The 23,134-nt window shown below is 35.4% G+C and carries 18 protein-coding genes and 1 pseudogene; all 19 read left to right on the forward strand.

The window, feature by feature from the left end; translation table 11 throughout:
• The first annotated feature begins 43 nt into the window (after positions 1-43).
• The 19 genes and pseudogenes from QM460_RS07510 (at position 44) to QM460_RS07600 (ending at position 23,125) form a co-directional block, all read left to right on the forward strand.
• Positions 44-1,654: a glycoside hydrolase family 13 protein gene (locus QM460_RS07510; protein WP_061863836.1), complete on the forward strand. Its 1,611-nt coding sequence runs from the start codon at positions 44-46 to the stop codon at positions 1,652-1,654.
• 168 nt (positions 1,655-1,822) lie between these two features.
• Positions 1,823-3,790, forward strand: a pseudogene (locus tag QM460_RS07515) (peptide ABC transporter substrate-binding protein).
• 158 nt (positions 3,791-3,948) lie between these two features.
• Positions 3,949-5,907 carry a peptide ABC transporter substrate-binding protein gene (locus QM460_RS07520; protein WP_414289693.1) on the forward strand — a complete coding sequence of 653 codons (1,959 nt, stop codon included), beginning with the start codon at positions 3,949-3,951 and terminating at the stop codon, positions 5,905-5,907.
• A gap of 399 nt (positions 5,908-6,306) precedes the next feature.
• A complete protein-coding gene (locus QM460_RS07525) occupies positions 6,307-7,752 on the forward strand; it encodes an LCP family protein (RefSeq protein ID WP_414289694.1) in 1,446 nt (481 codons plus the stop codon).
• A 1-nt stretch (position 7,753) separates the two neighbouring features.
• Entirely contained in the window at positions 7,754-8,485 is a 732-nt protein-coding gene (gene cps4B / locus QM460_RS07530) for a capsular polysaccharide biosynthesis protein Cps4B (RefSeq protein WP_414289695.1), read from the forward strand.
• A gap of 8 nt (positions 8,486-8,493) precedes the next feature.
• Positions 8,494-9,186, forward strand: a complete 693-nt coding sequence (locus tag QM460_RS07535; RefSeq protein ID WP_414289696.1) for a CspC family polysaccharide chain length determinant protein — start codon at positions 8,494-8,496, stop codon at positions 9,184-9,186.
• Positions 9,187-9,196: 10 nt separating this feature from the next.
• On the forward strand, positions 9,197-9,880 hold the full coding sequence (locus tag QM460_RS07540; protein WP_414289697.1) for a tyrosine-protein kinase: 684 nt from the start codon (positions 9,197-9,199) through the stop codon (positions 9,878-9,880).
• Positions 9,881-9,901: 21 nt separating this feature from the next.
• Positions 9,902-11,272 (forward strand): sugar transferase, encoded by a 1,371-nt coding sequence (locus QM460_RS07545; protein WP_301560042.1) that lies wholly within the window; start codon positions 9,902-9,904, stop codon positions 11,270-11,272.
• Between the two features lie 3 nt (positions 11,273-11,275).
• Positions 11,276-12,019, forward strand: coding sequence for a WecB/TagA/CpsF family glycosyltransferase (locus QM460_RS07550; RefSeq protein WP_414289698.1), 744 nt, complete (start codon positions 11,276-11,278; stop codon positions 12,017-12,019).
• Positions 12,016-12,840, forward strand: coding sequence for a LicD family protein (locus tag QM460_RS07555; protein WP_414289699.1), 825 nt, complete (start codon positions 12,016-12,018; stop codon positions 12,838-12,840). The genes QM460_RS07550 and QM460_RS07555 overlap by 4 nt, the downstream gene beginning before the upstream one ends.
• A gap of 1 nt (position 12,841) precedes the next feature.
• Positions 12,842-13,723: a glycosyltransferase gene (locus QM460_RS07560; protein WP_049530530.1), complete on the forward strand. Its 882-nt coding sequence runs from the start codon at positions 12,842-12,844 to the stop codon at positions 13,721-13,723.
• Positions 13,724-13,747: 24 nt separating this feature from the next.
• Entirely contained in the window at positions 13,748-14,830 is a 1,083-nt protein-coding gene (locus QM460_RS07565; RefSeq protein WP_414289700.1) for a glycosyltransferase, read from the forward strand.
• Positions 14,831-15,205: 375 nt separating this feature from the next.
• The gene (locus QM460_RS07570) at positions 15,206-16,093 is read left to right on the forward strand and encodes a polymerase (RefSeq protein WP_414289701.1); all 888 of its coding nucleotides are present in this window, start codon (positions 15,206-15,208) and stop codon (positions 16,091-16,093) included.
• 7 nt (positions 16,094-16,100) lie between these two features.
• Entirely contained in the window at positions 16,101-17,003 is a 903-nt protein-coding gene (locus QM460_RS07575; RefSeq protein WP_223140550.1) for a glycosyltransferase family 2 protein, read from the forward strand.
• Positions 17,004-17,101: 98 nt separating this feature from the next.
• The gene (locus QM460_RS07580; protein ID WP_414289702.1) at positions 17,102-19,036 is read left to right on the forward strand and encodes an HAD-IA family hydrolase; all 1,935 of its coding nucleotides are present in this window, start codon (positions 17,102-17,104) and stop codon (positions 19,034-19,036) included.
• A complete protein-coding gene (locus tag QM460_RS07585; protein WP_414289703.1) occupies positions 19,026-20,471 on the forward strand; it encodes a flippase in 1,446 nt (481 codons plus the stop codon). The genes QM460_RS07580 and QM460_RS07585 overlap by 11 nt, the downstream gene beginning before the upstream one ends.
• Positions 20,472-20,531: 60 nt before the next feature.
• On the forward strand, positions 20,532-21,620 hold the full coding sequence (gene wecB / locus QM460_RS07590; RefSeq protein ID WP_301560062.1) for a non-hydrolyzing UDP-N-acetylglucosamine 2-epimerase: 1,089 nt from the start codon (positions 20,532-20,534) through the stop codon (positions 21,618-21,620).
• Positions 21,621-21,661: 41 nt separating this feature from the next.
• Positions 21,662-22,531 (forward strand): glucose-1-phosphate thymidylyltransferase RfbA, encoded by an 870-nt coding sequence (rfbA, locus tag QM460_RS07595; RefSeq protein ID WP_414289704.1) that lies wholly within the window; start codon positions 21,662-21,664, stop codon positions 22,529-22,531.
• Positions 22,532-23,125, forward strand: a complete 594-nt coding sequence (locus QM460_RS07600; protein WP_414289705.1) for a dTDP-4-dehydrorhamnose 3,5-epimerase family protein — start codon at positions 22,532-22,534, stop codon at positions 23,123-23,125.
• Positions 23,126-23,134: the final 9 nt, after the last annotated feature.

A 23,134-nucleotide genomic window follows, 5' to 3' on the forward strand; every position in this document is an offset into this window, starting at 1 on the left:
AGGTCTATGATGGAATAAAGTGAATGTTAAAAGGGGAAAAAAGATGCAAGAAAAATGGTGGCACAATGCCGTTGTTTATCAGGTCTATCCAAAAAGTTTTAAGGATAGCAATGGAGATGGGATTGGTGATTTACCTGGAATTACCAGTAAGCTAGACTATCTAGCTAAGTTAGGGATCACAGCGATCTGGCTTTCTCCAGTCTATGATAGCCCCATGGATGACAATGGTTATGATATTGCCAATTATCAAGATATCGCGGCTATCTTTGGAACCATGGAAGATATGGATGAGCTGATTGCTGAGGCTAAAAAACGAGATATCCGAATCATTATGGATTTGGTGGTCAATCATACATCAGATGAGCATGCTTGGTTTATCGAAGCTTGTGAAAATCCTGATAGTCCTGAGCGAGACTACTATATCTGGCGTGATGAACCTAACGAATTGGAGTCAATTTTCAGTGGTTCTGCCTGGCAATATGACGAAAAGGCTGGTCAATATTATCTGCACTTTTTCAGTAAGAAACAACCAGACCTTAACTGGGAAAATGAAGAACTACGCCAAAAAATCTATGAAATGATGAATTTCTGGATTGATAAAGGGATCGGTGGATTTCGTATGGACGTTATTGACATGATTGGGAAGATACCTGATCAGAAGATTGTCAACAATGGTCCTATGCTCCATCCTTATCTCAAGGAAATGAATCAGGCTACTTTCGGCGACAAAGAGCTCTTGACAGTAGGGGAGACATGGGGAGCGACACCAGAAATCGCAAAACTCTATTCAGATCCAAAAGGACAAGAACTGTCTATGGTCTTCCAGTTTGAACATATCTGTCTTCAGTATCAGGAAGGACAACCTAAGTGGCAGTACCAAAAAGAGCTAAATGTTGGGAAATTAAAAAAGATTTTCAACAAATGGCAGACAGAATTAGGAGTTGAGGACGGCTGGAATTCGCTCTTCTGGAACAACCATGACCTCCCTCGTATCGTCTCAATCTGGGGAAATGACCGAGAATACCGCGAAAAATCTGCTAAAGCGTATGCAATCTTGCTTCATCTCATGAGAGGGACTCCTTATATTTACCAAGGGGAGGAGATTGGGATGACCAATTTCCCATTTGAAAACTTGGAGCAAGTAGAAGATATTGAATCCCTCAACTATGCGCGTGAAGCCCTTGAAAAAGGTGTTTCAATGGAAACAATCATGGATAGCATTCGTGTGATTGGACGTGACAATGCGCGTACTCCAATGCAGTGGGATGAGACAAAAAATGCTGGTTTCTCAGACGGACAACCTTGGTTGGCTGTTAATCCAAACTACGAAGCAATCAACGTTCAGGAAGCACTGGCAAACCCGGATTCTATTTTCTATACTTATCAAAAATTGGTAAACATTCGTAAGGGAAATAGCTGGTTGGTGAGAGCTGATTTTGAACTCCTTGAAACGGCTGAAAAAGTCTTTGCATACATCCGTAAAGATGGCGACCGTCGATTCCTAGTTGTGGCAAACTTGTCCAACCAAAAGCAAGAGTTCGCAGTTGAAGAATCAATCACATCTGTCTTGATTGAAAATACCTCAGTAGAAGCAGCTTTAGCTACACAGACCTTGGCTCCATGGGATGCCTTCAGTGTCGAATTAGCCAAATAAACCTAGAAACTCAAGTATCCAAAGATGCTTGAGTTTTTTCTAAAATAAGTGTAGAAATTTCTTTAATAAATATTAGTTTGAATTTTCTAAAAAATACCCTTAAAACCCTTGCTTTTATATAAAAATAGGGTATAATGGTGAAAAATAGTATTTTAAAGGAGAATACCTATGAAATCGAAAAAGTGGCTCGCAGTAGCAGGGATAACGATGAGCGCAGCTCTTCTTTTGGCGGCTTGTGGCAAGACTGAGAAAAAAGCAGATGCTCCAACAACATTTTCGTATGTTTATGCTATTGATCCAACAACATTGGACTATGGCGTTACTAGTAAAAGTTCAACATCAGATGTCATCTCCAACCTGGTCGACGGACTCTTGGAAAATGACAAATATGGAAACTTAATTCCATCGCTTGCTGAAGACTGGTCTGTTTCACAAGATGGTTTGACTTACACATACAAGCTACGTAAAGGTGTCAAATGGTATACTTCTGAAGGAGAAGAGTATGCTGAAGTCAAGGCCCAAGACTTTGTGACTGGTTTGAAACATGCAGCTGATGGTAAATCAGATGGCCTAACACTTATCCAAGACTCCATCAAAGGATTGGCAGAGTACGTTAGCGGTGAAACGAATGACTTCTCAACAGTCGGTGTCAAAGCAGTTGATGACTATACGGTTGAGTATACCTTGAACAAACCAGAAAGCTTCTGGAATTCTAAGGTAACAACAGCAACCATGCTCCCAGTTAATGAAGAATTCTTAAATTCTCAAGGAAAAGATTACGGTGCGGCAGCCCCTTCAGGTATTCTCTACAATGGTCCGTATATTTTGAAAAACTTCACTTCAAAATCCGTGATCGAGTACGAAAAGAACCCAAATTATTGGGACAAAGACAATGTTAAAATTGACCACGTCAAACTTACTTTCTACGATGGATCTGACCAAGAATCATTGATTCGTAGTTTCTCATCAGGAGCCTATACAACAGCTCGTCTCTTCCCAACTAGCTCAAGCTTTGATTCAACTAAGAAAGAATACGGCGATAAGATCGTTTATAGTCCGCAAGAAGCGACAAGCTATTACTTTACTTTCAACGTAAATCGTCAGTCTTACAATAAAACAGCTAAGACAGATGAAGCCCAAAAAACTTCAACTAAAGAAGCACTTCTCAATAAAAACTTCCGTCAAGCCATCAACTTCGCTCTTGACCGTCATGCTTACTCTGCACAGATGAATGGTGAAGAAGGTGCAGACAAGATTATCCGTACCAGCCTTGTGCCTTATGACTATGTTCAAGTTGGTGAAAAGACCTTCGGTGAATTGGCTCAGGAATAACTGGTAACATACGGAGACCAGTGGAAGGATGTAGCTTTGACAGATGGTAAAGATACCCTTTACAATCCAACAAAAGCAAAAGCTGCATTTGAAAAAGCAAAATCAGAATTGCAAGCTAAAGGTGTAACCTTCCCAATCCATTTGGATATTCCAGTTGAGCAGACTGATGTCATTGCTGTACAGCAAACCAACTCTCTCAAACAGTCTGTCGAAGCAGCACTTGGAAGTGAAAATGTTGTCATCGATGTACTTCAAATGACTGACAATGAGAAAATGAGCATTACATCTCAAGCCAAAGTTCCTTCTCAAAAAGACTATGACTTGAACGGAACTGGATGGGGACCAGACTATCAAGACCCAGCAACCTACCTCAATATCTTAGATGCTAAGAAGGGTTCTGCTCTTAAACACTTGGGTATCACAAAAGGTAAAGATCCAGAAGTCATGGCTCAAGTTGGACTTGATGAGTACAAGAAACTCTTGGATGATGCAGCATCAGAAACAAGTGATCTTAACAAACGCTATGAAAAATATGCCAAAGCACAAGCTTGGGTTTCAGATAGCTCACTTCTTATCCCTGTAGCTTCTTCAGGTGGTTCTCCGACAGTTAGTCGCACAGTGCCATTCACCAAAGCTTACTCTCAAGTTGGTATCAAGGGAGATCCATTTGTATTCAAGGGCTTAGAATTGCAAAACGATATTGTAACAGCTAAAGAATACGAAGAAGCTCTCAAGAAATGGCAAAAAGAGAAAATTGAAACAAATGCCAAATACCAAAAAGAACTAGCAAATCACGTTAAATAGTCTTTTGTAATGAATAAAGAAATCCTGTTTTGAAGCGGGATTTCTTTGTTTTTTGATTTTCAATGAGAGGTCAAATCAGTATATAACTTTACTTTTTGGACAAAATTTGTTAAAATATAACCATGTTACAAAACCTAACATATGAGGAGAAATAAAACATGAAACTTAAAAAACGTTTGATTGGAGCGGGGTTGACACTGGCTGCTGCGGTCCTATTGACAGCATGTGGCCAGTCAGCAACAGACGGCAAAACATACTCGTCTACCTTTGGTGCAGATCCAACAACCTTCAACTATCTCTTGGACTACGCTGGTGATAACACTGCTATTGTAACCAACTTGGTAGATGGTTTGCTTGAAAATGATAACTATGGAAACCTCATTCCTGCCCTTGCAGAAGATTGGAGTGTTTCTAAGGATGGTTTAACTTATACCTACAAACTTCGCCAAGATGCCAAGTGGTTTACAGCTGACGGTGAAGAATACGCTCCCCTTAAAGCACAAGACTTTGTAACTGGTATCAAGTATGCTGCTGACAACAAGGGACAAGCCTTGGACTTGATTCAGAACTCTATCAAGGGCTTGGATGATTATGTAACAGGTGCAAATACTGACTTCTCAAATGTTGGTGTCAAAGCCTTAGATGACTATACTGTCCAATATACCTTGACACGACCAGAACCATTCTGGAACTCAAAAACAACCAACAGTATCTTATTCCCTGTAAACGAAGAATTCCTTGCTTCTAAAGGTAAAGACTTCGGAACTTTGAAACCTGACAGCATTCTTTATAGCGGACCATATTTGTTAAAAGATTTTACATCTAAGTCTTCTATCGAATATGTGAAAAACCCACATTACTATGACCAAGAAAAAGTAACGATTGAAAAGGTAAAATTGGCCTACTTTGATGGTTCAGACCAAGACTTGACAATTCGTAACTTTGAAAGTGGTGCTTACTCATCTGCAGGTGTTTATCCAAATAGCTCAAACTTCGCTAAGACAAAGGAAAAATACAAGGACAATATCGTTTATAGCTTGCAAGATGCAACATCTTGGTACTATAACTTTAACGTCAACCGTGGTGCTTATAACTATACTGCAAAAACAAGCGATGAACAAAAACAAGCAACTCAAGCTGCAGTTTTGAATAAAAACTTCCGTCAGGCAGTTAACTTCGCCATTGATCGTACAGCCTACTCAGCTCAATCAAATGGTGAAGAAGCAGCTAAGAACACTCTTCGTAACTCGCTTGTACCACCAACTTTCGTACAAGTTGGAGACAAGACTTTTGGTGAAACAGTTGCTTCAAAATTGGTCAACTATGGTACACAATGGTCAAATATGAATCTTGAAGATGCTCAAGATGGTTATTTCAACAAAGAAAAAGCGCAAGCTAAGTTTGCAGAAGCTAAGAAAGAATTAGAAGCTCAAGGTGTGAGCTTCCCAATTCATTTGGACTTGCCTGTAGACCAGGTTAACAAGACCTTGCTTTCTGGAACAAACTCAATCAAACAATCAATCGAATCAACGCTCGGTTCTGAAAATGTAGTGGTTGATGTTATCCAATTGTCGACAGATGATTATATAAATGCAACAGTTCAAGCACCAACTCCAGCTGATCATGACTATGATTTGAACTTGGATGGATGGTCAGCTGACTACCAAGATCCTTCAACTTACCTCAATCCTTTCAACGCTGAAGATGGATTCTATCTCAAGATTTTGGGACTTGATCCGAGCAAGGATGCTGATAAGATTACAAGTATCGGATTGGACCAATATACTCAAAAATTAAAAACAGCAGATGCAGAAAATACAGACGTAGCTAAACGCTATGAAAACTACGCAGATGCACAAGCTTGGTTGATTGATAGTTCCCTTCTAATCCCAGTTGTGTCAAACGGTGGTGGTGCTTCAGTGACTCGTGTGACACCATTTACACGCGCTTACTCACTAGTTGGTATCAAAGGAACTGGAAGCAACTACAAATACATGAGATTACAGACAGATGTTGTTACAAGCTCTCAATTTGCTGACGCCAAGGCTAAATGGGAACAAGAACGTAAAAATTCTGTCGAAAAGAGTCAAAAAGACTTTGAAAGTCACGTGAAATAAACATAAGAAGAGGTTGGGACAAACATCCCAGCCTTACTTTTTATTAGCGATAAGTTTTCGATGTGACAGCTGGTTGGATTTTTTTGTTAATTTTTTGGATTCTAGAAATCTTTTTTGGGGGAAAATCTTGTATTCCTTACTTACAATATTTGATAACCCAGTCGATTGTTAAAACATCGTAGATTTGGAACTAGGAAGTCGAGGTTTGATTTAACAGTTTATAACCCCGTCTTTTTTAGATTAGATACCTCTTTCAAGCGACATTTTAGCCATTTTATCATTGGAATTTACTATTCATGTTTTTAAGGTGAATAAAAACGGTTACTTAACATGTGTTGATGGTATCCAGCAATACTTTGTGATATAATGAAAATGAAAAATACTTTGTAGAGGTGTAAGTTGAGTAGACATTCAAAAGAAAGCAAAACGAGCAAGTTTCAACAAAGCATCAATATTATTTTGTTGTTTGTATATATAGTGCTTGCTTGTTTTTTGTTGTTTTTAATATTCAGATATCATATTTTAGCAATTAGCTATGCCAATGTCTTTATAGCGATCGTTATGATCCTGCTTGCGCTAATAGCCTTGCTTTTGATTCTAAAAAGAAAAGCTAAGATCTTCACCATGATTTTACTATTAGTGTCGGTCTTTGTTAGTTCCATTTCTTTGATTGGAGTTCATCAATTTCTCAGCCTAGCAAATCAACTCAATGCGACATCTAACTATTCTAGTTACTCTATCAGTGTTGCAGTTTTGGCGGATAGCGAGATTGGAAATGTCTCGGAATTATCCAGTGTGACGGCTCCGACCAAAACAGATGCAGAAAATATTAAAAAACTGCTCGATGATATTAAGACAAGTCAGAGTAAAGACTTAACGGTTGAAGAGAGTGCTTCCTATCTTGCTGCTTATAAGAGTTTGCTGGCTGGAGAGACCAAGGCAATCGTTTTGAACAGTGTCTTTGAAAATCTGATAGAGCAAGAGTACCCAGATCATGCCAAAAAGATCAAGAAGATTTATACCAAAGAACTAACCAAGACTGTTGAGGCACCTAAGGTTTCTCAAAACAAGGCATTTAATATCTATATTAGTGGGATTGATACATACGGACCGATTAGCTCCGTTTCTCGTTCGGATGTCAATATCATCATGACGGTCAATCAAGAAACCAAGAAAATTCTCCTGACAACGACACCTCGTGATGCTTATGTGCCCATAGCTGACGGTGGAAACAATCAAAATGATAAATTGACCCATGCAGGTATTTACGGCGTGGATGCTTCCATTCATACATTAGAAAATCTCTATGGAATTGATCTGAATTACTATGCACGACTTAACTTCACCTCCTTCTTGAAATTGATTGATCTCTTAGGTGGTGTTGATGTTTATAATGATCAAGACTTCACATCGCTTCATGGGAACTATCACTTCCCTGTTGGAAATGTTCATCTAAACTCTGAGCAGGCTCTAGGCTTTGTTCGTGAACGTTATTCCTTGACCAATGGTGATGGAGATCGTGGGCGTAATCAACAAAAAGTCATCGCTGCTATTATTCAAAAACTAACTTCAGCAGAAGCCTTGAAGAATTTTGATAGTATTATGCAAAGTCTGCAAGATTCTGTACAAACCAATATGCCTCCTGAAACCATGGTTAGCTTAGTAAATGCCCAACTAGCAAGTGGAGGGAAATATACTGTCATCACTCGAGATCTAAAGGGAACTGGTCGTATGGATCTTCCTTCCTATGCCATGCCTGACAGCAGCCTTTATATGCTAGAGGTCGATCCAAATAGCTTAGAGACACTCAAAACAGAGATCAAAGATATCATGGAAGGAAAATAAGATGATTGACATCCATTCACACATAGTTTTTGATGTAGATGATGGTCCGAAGAATAAGGCAGAGAGTATAGCCCTCCTGAAGGAAGCTTATGCTCAAGGAGTTCGTACCATCGTTTCGACTTCTCATCGTCGGAAGGGGATGTTTGAAACACCAGAAGAGGACATTGCAAGAAATTTTAAAGTTGTCAAGGAATTGGCTAAAGAAATTGCTCCCGACTTAACCATCTTGTATGGAGCAGAAATCTATTACAGCAGTGATGCTTTAAACAAATTAGAGAATCAACAGATTCCTCAATTAAATGGCACTCGCTATGCCTTGATAGAATTTAGTATGAATACCCCTTATCGTGAAATCCATAGCGCATTGACCAATATTTTGATGTTGGGAATAACCCCTGTTATTGCCCATATAGAACGTTATGATGCTTTGGAAAATAATGAAAAAAGGGTGCACGACCTCATCAACATGGGATGTTATACCCAGGTCAATAGTTCAAGTGTCCTCAAACCAAAACTGTTTGGCGATACCTATAAATTCATGAAAAAGCGTGCTCGCTATTTCTTAGAGAGGGATTTGGTCCATATAGTTGCTAGTGATATGCATAATCTAGAGGGGCGTCCACCTTATATGCGAGAGGCTTATGAGTTAGTGAGCAAAAAATATGGCCAAGATAAGGCTCGGGAACTCTTTGTGGAAAATCCCCAAAAAGTCATTAAAGATCAAATAATATAGGAGTTAAAATGAAAGAACAAGATACTATTGAAATCAACGTTATTCAGTTATTAAAGGCGCTATGGAAAAAGAAATTGCTAATCCTTCTTGTAGCCATCGTAGCAGGAGCTGCTGCATTTGCGTATAGTAGTTTTGTGGTCAAACCTGAGTATAGAAGTACAACGCGAATCTATGTGGTCAATCGAAATCAAAACGATAAAGCAGGACTAACAAATCAGGACTTACAAGCAGGGGCCTACTTGGTCAAGGACTATCGTGAAATCATTCTATCTCAAGATGTCCTAGAGAAAGTAGTTGCTGATCTTGGCTTGAACGTTAATGCAAAAGCATTGGCTAAAAAGGTTCAAGTAACGGTCCCTGCAGATACACGTATCGTATCTATTTCAGTTAGTGATCATAAACCTGACGAAGCTAGTCGTATTGCAAATGCACTGCGAGACGTTGCAGCACAAAAAATTATCGCAGTTACTCGAGTTTCGGACGTAACGACTCTTGAAGAAGCACGTCCAGCTACTGGTCCTTCATCACCAAATATCCGTCGCAATACCTTAATGGGAATCGGTGCTGGTGCAGGCTTGGTGATTGTTGTGGTTCTATTGGTTGAACTTCTAGACGACCGTGTTAAACGTCCAGAAGATATCGAAGATGTTATGAAAATCTCACTCCTTGGAGTCATTCCAGACCTGAATAAATTAAAGTAAGGGAGAACATATGGTAAAGTTAGAATTAGCACAACAAAAACTGAACTCTTTAAAAAAGGCGGAAGAGTATTACAATGCTTTACGTACAAATATACAACTGAGTGGGAATAACTTAAAGGTTATTGCAGTTACATCGGTCGATCCGAGTGAAGGAAAATCTACAACTTCTACAAATATCGCTTGGGCTTTTGCGCGTGCAGGCTACAAAACGCTATTGATTGATGCCGACATCCGAAATTCAGTCATGTCTGGAGTATTCAAGTCAAGAGAAAAAATCACTGGTTTGACAGATTATCTAGCTGGGACTCAGGATTTGTCACATGGTCTCTGTGAAACAGACGTTGAAAATTTATTTGTAGTTCAATCAGGAGCAGTTTCACCGAATCCAACGGCTCTCTTACAAAGCGCCAACTTTGAAAAAATGATTGAGACTTTACGCAAATATTTTGACTATATTATCGTCGATACTGCACCTATAGGGGTTGTAATTGATGCAGCCATTATTGTACAAAAATGTGATGCATCCATTTTAGTTACTGAAGCTGGTGTGGCAAAACGAAGAGAAGTGCAAAAAGCTAAAAGTCAGTTAGAACACACTGGGAAACCATTTCTAGGTGTAGTTTTGAATAAATTTGATGTTCAACGTGAAAAATATGGTTCTTATGGTGGCTATGGCAATTATGAAAAAAGATAAAATGAAGTTAGGGAGTCCAGTATGGAAGGAAGGGTTTTCTACAATGTAACTCTGGCATTCTTACAGAGTATACTTGTTAGTGTATTAGCTTATATACTGATTGCAATTTCAGAAACTGATATTGTTCCAAATACAGTATTCGTCTTATTTTTTCTTCACTTTGCAGCCTTCTACATTAGTGATTATGGTAAAGATTTTTTCAAACGAGGCCAGTATGTTGAGCTAGTAGAAACGATTAAATACATCCTCTTTTATGCCTTGTTGATTAGTTTTTCAAGTTTCTTCTTAAAAGAAAAATTTGTGATTTCTAGACGAGGGATGCTCTATTTACTTTCTTTGTATGGTGTTTTGAATTATCTCCTCTGTTTCTTTTTGAAGCGTTATTGGAAAACCTTTAACCATAATTTGAAGAGCAGTCGTAATATTTTGTTGATCACAGCGACATCACGTACTGAAAAAGTGTTGGACCGTTTGTTAACCGCTAACGATGTTCAAGGGAAACTGGTTGCAGTCAGTGTTTTAGACATGCCAGACTTTACTCATGAAAAGGTGACGGTTGTTCCGAGGGAACAGTTGATCTCTTATGCAACGCACGAGGTAGTGGATGAAGTCTTTGTCAATCTTCCAAGTGAAGACTACGACATTGGAGCTCTTATTTCTCAGTTTGAAACCATGGGAATCGCTGTCACAGTCAATCTCAATGCTTTCGACAAAAACTTAGGTCGTGATAAACAAATCCATGAGATGGCGGGCTTGAACGTAGTGACATTTTCTACAAATTTTTACAATCCGAGCCATGTCATTGCCAAACGCATCCTTGACATTTGTGGTGCTATCGTTGGGTTGATCCTTTGTGGAATTGCTAGTCTATTTCTAGTTCCCATGATTCGTAAAGATGGCGGACCTGCAATCTTTTCACAAACTCGTGTCGGAAAAAATGGTCGTCACTTTACCTTTTATAAATTCCGCTCGATGCGAGTCGATGCAGAAGCCATCAAGGAGCAGTTGATGGATCAAAATACCATGCAAGGTGGTATGTTTAAAATTGATAACGATCCTCGAGTGACTAAGATCGGACAATTTATCCGAAAAACCAGCCTGGATGAATTACCACAATTTTGGAATGTTTTAATTGGAGACATGAGTCTGGTCGGTACACGCCCACCAACTGTAGATGAGTACGAAAAATACACACCTGAACAAAAACGTCGTCTCAGTTTCAAACCTGGTATTACAGGTCTGTGGCAAATTAGTGGTCGAAGTGAAATTACAAACTTCGATGAAGTCGTGAAACTGGATGTGGCTTATATCGATGATTGGACCATCTGGAAAGATTTTGAAATATTGCTAAAAACTGTAAAAGTTGTATTGATGAGAGATGGAGCGAAGTAAGGGATGACAAATAGAATCAAAGTTTTAGGTATTAACATTGATCCTCTTACGATGAGGGAAACAGTGGATGCTGTTGAACAATACGTACTGGGGAAAAGAGCATTACACTTAATGGGAGTTAATGCTGATAAAATTAATCAGTGCCATACAGATGAGAAAATCAAAAAAATTGTTAATGACTCAGGAATCATAAATGCCGACGGCGCTTCCGTTGTTCTTGCAAGTAAGTTTTTAGGAACACCTGTTCCTGAACGAGTAGCAGGGATTGATTTGATGCAATCTCTTTTAGAGTTATCGAATAATAAAGGATATTCAGTATACTTTTTTGGAGCAAAAGAAGAGGTTTTGCAAGATATGCTCAAAGCATTTAAGAATGATTATCCTAATTTGATAGTTGTTGGATACAGAAATGGTTATTTTTCTGCAGATGATGAGCAAGATATTCAAGAAGATATTCGTGAAAAGAACCCTGATTTTGTGTTTGTTGGCATTACGTCTCCTAAAAAAGAATATATTATTCAAAAATTTATGGATAACGGTGTCAATTCGGTATTTATGGGAGTTGGTGGTAGTTTTGATGTCTTGTCTGGTCATATCCAACGAGCACCTCTATGGATGCAAAAGTCAAACCTTGAGTGGTTGTTTCGTGTAGCAAATGAGCCTAAACGCCTCTTTAAGCGTTATTTTGTAGGGAATGTTTCATTCATAGGAAAAGTTTTAAAAGCAAAAAGAGGTGTAAAATATTGAACCAAACAGAAATGGTAAAATTGATTCAGCAAGTTGAATTAGATGCTATAAAAGAGTTTCAAAAAATTTGTAAAGAGAATAATATAGACTTTTTCCTCCGTGGAGGTAGTGTACTTGGGGCAGTCAAATACGATGGCTTTATTCCATGGGATGACGATATGGATATCGCAGTACCTCGTGAAGGCTACGATAGACTTCCGGAAATTTTTAAGGATAGAATTATCGCAGGCAAATATCAGGTTCTTGCTTATCAATATTGCGACACTTTGCATTGCTACTTTCCTCGCCTATTCCTTTTGGAAAATGAAAGAAAACGTTTGGGCTTGCCACGAAATACAAATTTAGGATTGCATTTGATTGATATCATTCCTTTGGACGGTGCCCCAAATCATTCGTTTTTAAGAAAGCTTTACTTTGGTAAAGTATACTGGTATCGTTTTTTAGCAAGTTTAGGAACAACCTATGTTGGCGACCATGTGGATATGCATTCCGCTAAGCAAAAACTAATTATTGGTTTCTTTAAAAAACTAGGATTTGCAAAACTATTTCCTCAAAATTCTGTATACAGACGTTTAGATAATCTCTATAAAAAGTATGATTGGAAAAAGCAGCAGTATGCTGGGACTATCAATGCTTCTTTATTTGCTAAAGAAGTTATGCCGGTAGAGATTTGGGGAGAAGGAGTAGAGAAGCCTTTTGAGGATACCTTTTTTAAAGTTCCAACGGAGTATGACCGCTACCTTAAAAGACTTTACGGAGAAAACTATCTTCACGAAGAGCCTAGTGATGATGAAAAGAAATCGCATTTAGGAGGACACTAATTTGTTTTGTTATATTATTTTGCATTACAAAGTCTTAGAAGAAACTATTTCTTGTGTTAAATCTATAAAAGAAGGCAATTCTAATGCAAAGCAAATCGTTATTATTGATAATTTCTCTAATAATGGTACTGGTGAAAAACTACAAGAGCTTTATGAATCAGATTCAGAAATTGATGTTTTGATTAACCATGAAAATGCTGGTTTTGCTCGTGGAAATAATGTAGCTTATCAATTTGCTAAGGAAAAGTATAACCCCGATTTCATGGTTATCATGAATAACGATATTGAGATAGAAACAGAAGATTTTGAAAAAATCGTGACAGATATCTATAGTGAGGAGAAATTCCATTTGCTCGGGCCAGATATCTTCTCGACTACTTACCAACTTCACCAAAACCCAAAACGGTTGACACATTATACTTATGAAGAAGTTAAAGCTCTAAATGAAAAATTTAAAAAAGGGAGCCAAGTTAGTCTTGCTTTAAAAATCAAATGTTGGTTGAAAGCTAGTAAAGCTCTTCGAACAGCAATCTATCAAAATAGACGTAAAAAAGGATCAGTAGACTATAGAAAACAGGTAGAAAATCCAATTCTTCATGGTTCGTTTATTGTATATTCGAGAGATTTTATCGAAAAAGAGGAGTATGCTTTTAACCCTAACACCTTCTTCTATTATGAAACAGAGATATTAGATTATGAAGCTGAATTAAAAGGATACAAGAGAATTTACACACCGAAGATTAAGGTATTGCACCATCAAAATGTTGCAACTAATCAGGTTTATACAAACTTAGTAGAAAAAACTTTGTTTTCAAACAAATGCAACTTTGAATCCACTAGTTATTTTTTAACTTTAATGGAGAAAAATAAAATTAGTCGGTAATTATTAAAAATGAATAAAAAAAAGATGAAAAAAATTTTATATGTGACAAATGTTGATTGGAATTGGATAAAACAGCGTCCACAATTTATTGCAGAAAGCTTATCTAATTTTTATGAGATACTAGTTCTGTATCGCTATTGGTATAATAGAAAAGGATTGACTGAGGATAGAAATACTAACATTACAAATATATCACGTATTTATGCCTTACCTTTTGTTAATAGATCACCTAAACTAAAGCAACTGAATGATAAAATTGTTGCTTGGAATATTCGAAGAAAAGTTAAGGCTTTTAAACCAGAATATGTATATTTGACAAATCCAATGCAGTTTGCATCTCTTGTAGACAATTCAGAACAAAAAATAATATATGATTGTATGGATTATCATGTGGCTTTTATAGAAGATAGAGAAGAACGCCAGCGATTAAAGGATTTAGAAGAGAAACTGGTCAATAGAGCTAATTTAATCTTAGTTTCGAGTGAGAAATTAAGAGAAAATATTATTTCTGATTATAACTTGGAAGAACAGGTTGATAAAATAGTGGTGGTTAGAAATGGTTATAATGGTAAAATCTTAAGCATTCCTACTCAGCATAAAAAGAATAACCAAAAGCTTGTACTTGCATATGTTGGAACTATCAGTCATTGGTTTGATTTTGATATCATTTTACGAAGTTTAGAAGATTTTGATAATATTGAATATAAGTTGATTGGTCCGATTAGCAAAGCTGTTATTCCTGAACATGATAGAATTCATTATTTAGGAAGTGTACCACACAAGAAGATTTATCAGTATATTGAGAATGCAGATGTTCTTATTATGCCGTTTCAAATTAATGATATTGTTGAAGCAGTGGATCCGGTTAAGTTATATGAATATATTAACTTTAGCAAAAATATACTTACGGTATGTTATAAGGAAATTCTGAGATTTGAACCATTTGTATACATGTATTCAAATTATTCAGATTACCAAATGAATCTGGTGCAATTGATTGAAAATAATAATTTGAAATATGACAGTATAGCTAGAGAAGATTTTTTGAAAAGTAATACTTGGGAAAAAAGAGCGGAGATGATTCATCAGCTGATTAATCAGTTGTAATTTTTTGTGGAGAGATGAATGAAGAGACAGAAGTTTGAATTTATAGAGATTCTATACTATTTTACAGTGATGCTATCAGTGGGAATGTTTCTTATGTTTTCCCTCAACTTATATTGGCACAGAAACTTATTAACTATTTTATCTATTGCACTCTTATTTTTAATGATTCCTATACTGATTGTTAATGCTAAAAGAATTTCTAAATCAGCTTTTATCTATGGTACTTTTTTATCTATATGTATTATATACGAGATATCAAGAGCTAAAACTCTTTATAATTATAGTGTGAGTAATATTTTTTTGGCATCCCGACAATATATATGGATTTTTCTATTTTTTGTATTGATTTACCTTTTTAAGAACAAACAAGAAAACATGAGAAAAATTTTAGATAATACACTCAATATTTTTATGTTTTCTCTTGGGATTAGAGCATTCACATGGTTTTTATATACAGTATTTCAATTTGAACTATTTCCATCTATTTTAAGAGAATTCGGAGATTTGTGGTATCGAAATGAATTTTCTGTACGAATAGATGGAACACCATTAATTATAATAGGTTTGTTAATCTCCACTTTTTTCTATTTTAAATTTGGAAACAGGAAATACTTTTATTATTTATTCTCGATATTAATGTATATAACATTTGTAAATCAGACAAGGATGCTACTGGTTTCTGTTTTGATTTCAATTTTTCTCATGTTTGTATATTCTAGAAGAACTTCTAGATTGCTCACCTCTTTAAGTTTTATAACTGTAATTATAGTATTCGTTTATGGAGGTGGATTGGATTATATTAAAGCATATTTAAATATCGACACTGGATCATTTGATATGGGGTTAGGATTTAGATACTGGGAGTTGAAATACTATCTTGGTTTATTAGCTAATGATGTATGGAAACTTGGGGTTGGAATTCTAACATCAAGCAACATAAATAGTAATTTTATTTTGGCTGGGCCAGGTGCCGTTAAGATGTATCTAGATGATTTAGGTTTTTTAGAGTTATTCGTTCAATTTGGTGTAGCTGCAATTTTTATGTATGGTTATATATTTTATAAGATAATTAATTTAATTCTAAGAATGTCAAATGATAAATATAGAGTTGACCGAGCCTTTTTTATTGCACTCTTAACTAATTTAATAATTACTTCAATTTCTTTAAATATCTTTGGAGCGCAGAGAAGTTTCTCATTGGCAATTGTTCTTGCATTAATATTCTACTATGACTATAGGCTAAAAAATGACATAGAAAATTAGGTGTATAATGGATAAAGTATGTATAGTTATTCTCAATTATAATAATTATGAAGATACGATTGAATGTGTACAAAGTTTGAGAAGTACTATAAATTCAAATGAGTATGACATCGTGATTGTAGATAATAATTCGGTTAATGATAGTGTCAAAGAGTTATCTAGGGCGCTATCCCCTATTAAGATTATTACTAGTTTAGAAAATAGAGGATATGCGAATGGAAACAATATTGGAATAAAGTATGCTGAGGATAATGGATATGATTACATTTGTATATTAAACAACGATACACTAATTGAAGTTGATTTTTTGGAATCGTGTAAACGAGAACTAGAAGATGATTCCTCTGTTGCTTTTGTTAGTCCAGTGTTAGTTGAATATAAAAATAATAACTTGGTACAATCTACAGGTGGTGATATTTTTATTAATAGAGGAATTGTAACTTTAAAAAATCATGGTGCTCAGAGAGACAAACTTCCTTCTAAAATCGAAAGTGACTATATTGGGGGAGCATGTTTGATGTTTAAAACCTCTATCTTGAAAATTATTGGATATATACCTGAAAGCTATTTTCTATTTTATGAAGAAACAGAATGGTGTTATAGAGCTAAAAAATTAGGCTATAAGAATATATGTCTTACTCAAAGTTATGTTTATCATAAAGGTTCGGTCTCTATAAAAGCGGTCAATGGACTTCAAGAATATTTAATGGCGAGAAATAGAGTTGTATTTGTTCGTAGAAATGTAAATAGTAAACTAAGGTATACTGTTTTCTTGATCTATTTATTCATGCAACAACTTTATCATTGTTTCTCGAGAAGGGATTGTTCTAAAAGAAAGTATAAATCATATTTAGATGGTGTGTTTAATAGAATTGATCCATCCTACCCATTTATTTTCATAAACGAATGAGTTACTGCTTATAACTGTAGATGTACCAAGATAATTAGATTAAATAAGCAAATAGAGTGGTCATTATAGGATCATAATTTTAAATAGTTAGGTGAAACATGGAAGTGTTTGATATATCTCAAATAAAAACAAAAATAGTTGCATTTGATTTTTTTGATACTGTTGTACATAGGAATTGTCATCCTGAGCAAACTTTGTATCAGTGGGCTAAGGAAATGGCTTTGGAGCTGAATTTTGATGTATCTCCTGCAATATTATACCAGATTAGAAAAAGTGTCGAAAACAATAAAGAGTTAGGCACTGAAGAAATGTGTTATACAGATCTTTTGTCTGGAATATACGATAAAATTAAAGATAAGATAAAAATTTTATCAAAAGAAGAGTTTATTCATAGAGCTAAAACTCTAGAGTTGAAAATTGAATTACAACATATTTACTTGGATTCGGAGATTCAAGAAGTTTTAAAAAGATTGAAAAGTGATTCAAAACAGATTATTTTAGTTTCTGATTTTTATACTGATAAAGAATTAATAGAAACTGTATTAAAAAAGTTTGAAATTTTGGATTATTTCTCTTCTATCTATATTTCGAGTGAGAAAGCTTGCCGTAAATCCACAGGAAATTTATATAAGTTAATTTTAAAAGAATTAGGCTTAAAACCTATAGAAATTACCATGATAGGAGATAATTATAAATCTGATTATGAAGTGCCACGTTCTCTAGGATTAAATGCTATTTATAGACAATGCATAGATAAAAATACAACAGTAGCAGAGAAAGAGTTGGTAAGACTCTATAATCAAATTTTATTTTCTAACAGTAAAAAAGCACCGTTTAATATTTTTTTAGCTGACATCGTATTCTTTATTTCGAAATTGCATAAAAAGATGATTCAAGATGATGTTCAAATAGCACTCTTTTGCTCAAGAGAAGGACAGTTATTGAAAAGACTTTTTGATATATATCAAGATACTTTTTTTGAGAAAAATCAAAAGATTTGTACAGAATATTTTTATGTTTCTAGACGATCGACATTATATTCTTCTTTTACTTCTTTAGAGGATGAAGAATTTGAGATGATTTTTCGCCAATATAAAAAAATTACATTACAAAATTTCTTGTTAAATTTAAACTTTTCTGATAATGAAATCATATTGATTTGTCAAGATTTAAAAGAGAAACCAACATATGTATTAACAGTAGACGATCATTTATTAGAGAAACTAAAAAAACATCCTCAGTTCATTACGAAGTTCAATAAAGAGAAAAAAGACAGTCAATTACTACGTGATTATATAGAACGTTTAACTAAAAACCAAAATGAAGTATATTTAGTCGATGTGGGTTGGAAAGGAACGATACAAGATAGTATCAAAAAGGCTCTTCCAGATAAGAGAATAGTAGGTTATTATCTAGGATTGATGCTTAATGTTTACTCAGTAGAAAATAAAACGGATAAAACTGGTTTATTATTTTCTGATTATCCAAATAAATCGGAATTTTATGATATTGTGAGTAGAAATTTTGAATTTTATGAAGATATTTTTGTAGCAGATCATGGTCCAGTTTTGAAATATAAAAAAGATAGTGAAATTATTCCTATTCTTGAAGATGATAAGAAACATGTGAGTATTTATCAGGCAGTTAAAGATTATCAAGAAGAGTTAGTATTTGGATTTTCAGAAATTTTGGAAGCTTATAAGAAAATGAAGTTTCTCCCTTTTGAACAAAAAAATCTATGGCTAATGATGTCGCTAAAAAAAGAATGTATTTATATACCTAAGTTACAATCATTTTCTGAATCTTTAAAAGAAAAAGTTGTTGAAAATTTTGGTGAGATAGTAACTCTTAAGACTACGAAAAAATCTTTAAAAACGTTATTAAGAGAGAAAAGCGATCTACTTTGGGTTGATTTCGTTTATAGATTGTTTGGTGGTGTCAATTTCCTATTTATTCCAGAATTATATACAAGAGTTATATTTTTATTGAAATATTTAGATTTGAAATTGAGGTTGAAAAATTATGGGGAATAAATCCATAAAGTTGAATGCATTATTAAATATTGTCCTGACGCTATCAAATATCATCTTCCCATTAATCACTTTTCCTTATATATCTAGAATATTGAATCCAACTGGTATAGGTTTAACTTCATTTTTTAGTTCAATAGGGAATTATGGTATTTTACTTGCTTCTCTGGGAATTTCAACTTATGGTATCAAAGCAGTAGCAAGTGTTAGAGATGACAGAGGCAAGTTGTCAAAGGTAGTGCAGGAGTTAATGATTATAAACGTTGCTATGTCTATAATAACAACTGCAATACTATTATTTTTGACTATATTTATAACACAATTGAATAAAGAATTTTCACTCTTATTGCTCACATGTGGGACAATTTTATCTTCTCCTTTTGCCTTAAATTGGTTGTATAGTGGAATGGAAGAATATACTTATATTACTACCCGGTCAGTAGTGTTTAAAATTCTATCATTAATATTGATTTTTCTACTTGTGAAAAGGCCAGAGGATTATATTGTTTTTGCTAGTATTTCATTGTTTTCTTCTCTAAGTTCAAATATCTTAAATCTATGGCATAGCCGACATTTCATTAATATTAAATTATATAAAAATTTACAATTTAAACATCATTTTAAACCAATGTGGTATTTATTTGCATCATTACTTGCGGTAAATATTTATACTAATTTAGATACAGTTATGCTCGGTTTTATTAATGGTAATGAGGCTGTGGGATACTATTCTGTGGCATCAAAGGTTAAGTGGATTTTGCTTTCTCTTATTACATCTATTAGTGCAGTTTTGCTACCGAGACTTTCATTTTATATTAGTAAAAATGACACCTCGAATTTTAGAAAAATATTAAAGGAGTCATCTGCGGTTATATTTTTTATTGCGATTCCATTGATGGTATTCTTTATTGTAGAGGCAAAAGATAGTATCTTATTACTAGGAGGAAGTCAGTATCTTCCTGCGACTTTAGCCATGCAAATACTTATGCCAATTTTACTTATTTCTGGTTTCTCGAATATTACAGGAAATCAAATATTGATTCCAATGAATAGAGAAAAATATTTTATGGTTGCAGTAACGATTGGTGCTGTGATTAATCTTATTTTGAATCTACTGTTAATGCCTAAGTTTGGAATTATTGGTGCTTCTGTCGCAACTCTTTTTGCGGAATTGTCGCAGATGATGGTACAACTACATTTTTCAAAAGAATATTTAGTATCGAATATATCGATAAAGAGTTTGGTTAATGTGATAATTGCAACAGTTGTTTCTACAATACCACTAATCATTTTGAATCAGCTGATAACGATAACTATACCATTTTATTCTCTAATGCTAGCAGGTGTTGCTTTCTTTTCATTATATTTAGTAATTCTGCTTTTATTAAAGGAGGAAGTGACGATTCAATTATTTTCTCTTATTGCAAAGAAGAAGTAAATTGGTCAGAAATTGAAATGTATAAACAAATAAAGAATTTAATTATTGATTTAGGAGGAAATCATGAAGATAATGCTAGTTTTTGGTACACGTCCAGAAGCGATAAAAATGTGTCCATTAGTGAATGAGTTGAAAAAACAGGCAGATATGGAAACAGTTGTTTGTGTAACTGGTCAGCACAAGGAGATGGTTAGTCCTGTTTTGGAATTGTTTGGAGTTCAACCAGACTATGATTTAGAAATAATGAAAGCTAATCAAACCTTGTTCTCTATAACAACAAGTATTTTAGAAAAAATTAAACCTGTTTTAGAAGAAGAACAACCAGATATTGTTTTAGTTCACGGTGACACTACTACAACATATGCAGCAGCTTTGGCAGCATTTTATCTTGGAATTAAGGTTGGCCATGTTGAAGCTGGGTTACGAACTTACAACCTGCAAAGTCCCTTCCCAGAAGAATTTAATAGACAATCGACTTCTATTATTGCGAATTATCATTTTGCTCCAACTGAATTGGCTAAAGAAAATCTTTTAAAAGAGGGTAGAGAGAATGTTTATGTAACTGGAAATACAGTTATTGATGCACTTACAACTACAGTACAAAAGGATTATACACATCCTGATTTAGATTTAAACGTTAACACCCGTCTTATTCTACTAACTGCTCATAGACGTGAAAATCTCGGAGAACCTATGAAACACATGTTTAGAGCTGTTAAACGAGTTTTAAATGAATATGATGATGTTAAGGTAATTTATCCAATTCATAAAAATCCCTTGGTGCGTGAAACAGCTGCGGAAATTTTTGGAGACACAGAACGTATTCAGATTATTGAACCTTTGGATGTTCTTGATTTTCATAATTTCATGAATCACAGTTACATGATTTTAACTGATTCAGGAGGAGTTCAGGAAGAGGCTCCTTCTTTAGGAAAGCCTGTATTGGTCATGCGAGATACGACAGAAAGACCAGAAGGAGTAGCTGCCGGAACATTGAAATTGGTTGGAACTGATGAAGAGACTATTTATCAAAACTTTAAGATGCTTTTAGACGATTCTGAAGAATATAAAAAAATGAGTCAAGCTAGTAATCCTTATGGAAATGGTGATGCTAGTAAACAGATAGTTCGTATTTTACGCGGAATTTAAGCGAGGCTAGGTAAAGTAATAATATAGAAAGGTACCCTACTATGAAAGGTATTATTCTCGCGGGTGGTTCGGGGACACGTTTATATCCATTGACTCGAGCTGCATCAAAACAACTGATGCCGGTTTATGACAAACCGATGATTTACTATCCACTTTCAACATTGATGTTGGCTGGGATTAGGGATATTTTGATTATCTCAACTCCTCAAGATTTGCCTCGTTTTAAAGAGCTTCTTCAAGATGGCTCTGAGTTTGGGATTCAACTTTCTTACGCGGAGCAACCTAGTCCAGATGGTTTGGCGCAAGCCTTTATCATTGGTGAGGAGTTTATTGGAGATGACAGCGTTGCTCTGATCTTAGGTGACAATATCTATCACGGTCCTGGCCTTTCGAAGATGCTACAAAAGGCAGCAAGCAAGGAGTCAGGAGCGACTGTTTTTGGCTACCATGTGAAGGATCCAGAACGTTTTGGTGTTGTTGAGTTTGATGATGACATGAACGCTATTTCTATCGAAGAAAAGCCAGAACACCCTCGTTCAAATTATGCAGTTACAGGCCTCTATTTCTATGATAATGATGTAGTAGAAATTGCCAAAAATATAAAACCAAGCCCTCGTGGGGAATTGGAAATTACAGATGTAAACAAGGCATACCTAAATCGCGGAGATTTATCCGTTGAGGTTATGGGACGTGGCTTTGCTTGGTTGGATACTGGCACTCATGAAAGTTTGCTAGAGGCTTCACAGTACATCGAAACAGTCCAACGGATGCAAAATGTTCAGGTGGCAAACTTGGAAGAAATTGCTTACCGTATGGGCTATATTAGTCGAGAAGATGTGTTGGCCTTAGCTCAACCGCTTAAGAAAAATGAATACGGACAGTATCTGCTCCGTTTGATTGGAGAAGCATAGATGACAGATAATTTTTTCGGTAAGACACTTGCAGCACGCAAGGTTGATGCAATTCCAGGTATGTTGGAGTTTGATATCCCCGTTCATGGTGATAATCGTGGCTGGTTTAAAGAAAATTTCCAAAAGGGAAAAATGCTTCCACTTGGATTTCCAGAGTCTTTCTTTGCAGAAGGAAAATTGCAAAATAATGTATCCTTCTCACGCAAAAATGTTCTTCGTGGCCTACATGCAGAGCCTTGGGATAAGTACATCTCTGTAGCAGATGGTGGGAAAGTTCTGGGCTCTTGGGTTGATTTACGCGAGGGCGAAACCTTCGGAAATACCTACCAGACAGTAATTGATGCAAGTAAGGGAATCTTTGTCCCTCGAGGGGTGGCCAATGGTTTCCAAGTTTTATCAGATACAGTTTCTTATAGTTATCTGGTCAATGATTACTGGGCTCTTGAACTCAAACCCAAGTATGCCTTTGTGAACTACGCTGATCCAAGCCTTGGCATTGAATGGGAAAATCTTGCAGAAGCAGAGGTTTCAGAAGCTGATAAAAATCATCCACTTCTCAAGGATGTAAAACCTTTGAAAAAAGAAGATTTGTAAAAAGGAAAG

This window comes from Streptococcus infantis, from assembly GCF_047464415.1.
GTDB lineage: Bacteria > Bacillota > Bacilli > Lactobacillales > Streptococcaceae > Streptococcus > Streptococcus infantis_AE.

Coding starts and splice junctions, on each gene's coding strand:
- QM460_RS07510 (WP_061863836.1), top strand. CDS start 44: ATGCAAGAAAAATGGTGGCACAATGCCGTTGTTTATCAGGTCTATCCA.
- QM460_RS07520 (WP_414289693.1), top strand. CDS start 3,949: ATGAAACTTAAAAAACGTTTGATTGGAGCGGGGTTGACACTGGCTGCT.
- cps4B (WP_414289695.1), top strand. CDS start 7,754: ATGATTGACATCCATTCACACATAGTTTTTGATGTAGATGATGGTCCG.
- QM460_RS07535 (WP_414289696.1), top strand. CDS start 8,494: ATGAAAGAACAAGATACTATTGAAATCAACGTTATTCAGTTATTAAAG.
- QM460_RS07540 (WP_414289697.1), top strand. CDS start 9,197: ATGGTAAAGTTAGAATTAGCACAACAAAAACTGAACTCTTTAAAAAAG.
- QM460_RS07545 (WP_301560042.1), top strand. CDS start 9,902: ATGGAAGGAAGGGTTTTCTACAATGTAACTCTGGCATTCTTACAGAGT.
- QM460_RS07550 (WP_414289698.1), top strand. CDS start 11,276: ATGACAAATAGAATCAAAGTTTTAGGTATTAACATTGATCCTCTTACG.
- QM460_RS07565 (WP_414289700.1), top strand. CDS start 13,748: ATGAAAAAAATTTTATATGTGACAAATGTTGATTGGAATTGGATAAAA.
- QM460_RS07570 (WP_414289701.1), top strand. CDS start 15,206: ATGAGAAAAATTTTAGATAATACACTCAATATTTTTATGTTTTCTCTT.
- QM460_RS07575 (WP_223140550.1), top strand. CDS start 16,101: ATGGATAAAGTATGTATAGTTATTCTCAATTATAATAATTATGAAGAT.
- QM460_RS07580 (WP_414289702.1), top strand. CDS start 17,102: ATGGAAGTGTTTGATATATCTCAAATAAAAACAAAAATAGTTGCATTT.
- QM460_RS07585 (WP_414289703.1), top strand. CDS start 19,026: ATGGGGAATAAATCCATAAAGTTGAATGCATTATTAAATATTGTCCTG.
- rfbA (WP_414289704.1), top strand. CDS start 21,662: ATGAAAGGTATTATTCTCGCGGGTGGTTCGGGGACACGTTTATATCCA.
- QM460_RS07600 (WP_414289705.1), top strand. CDS start 22,532: ATGACAGATAATTTTTTCGGTAAGACACTTGCAGCACGCAAGGTTGAT.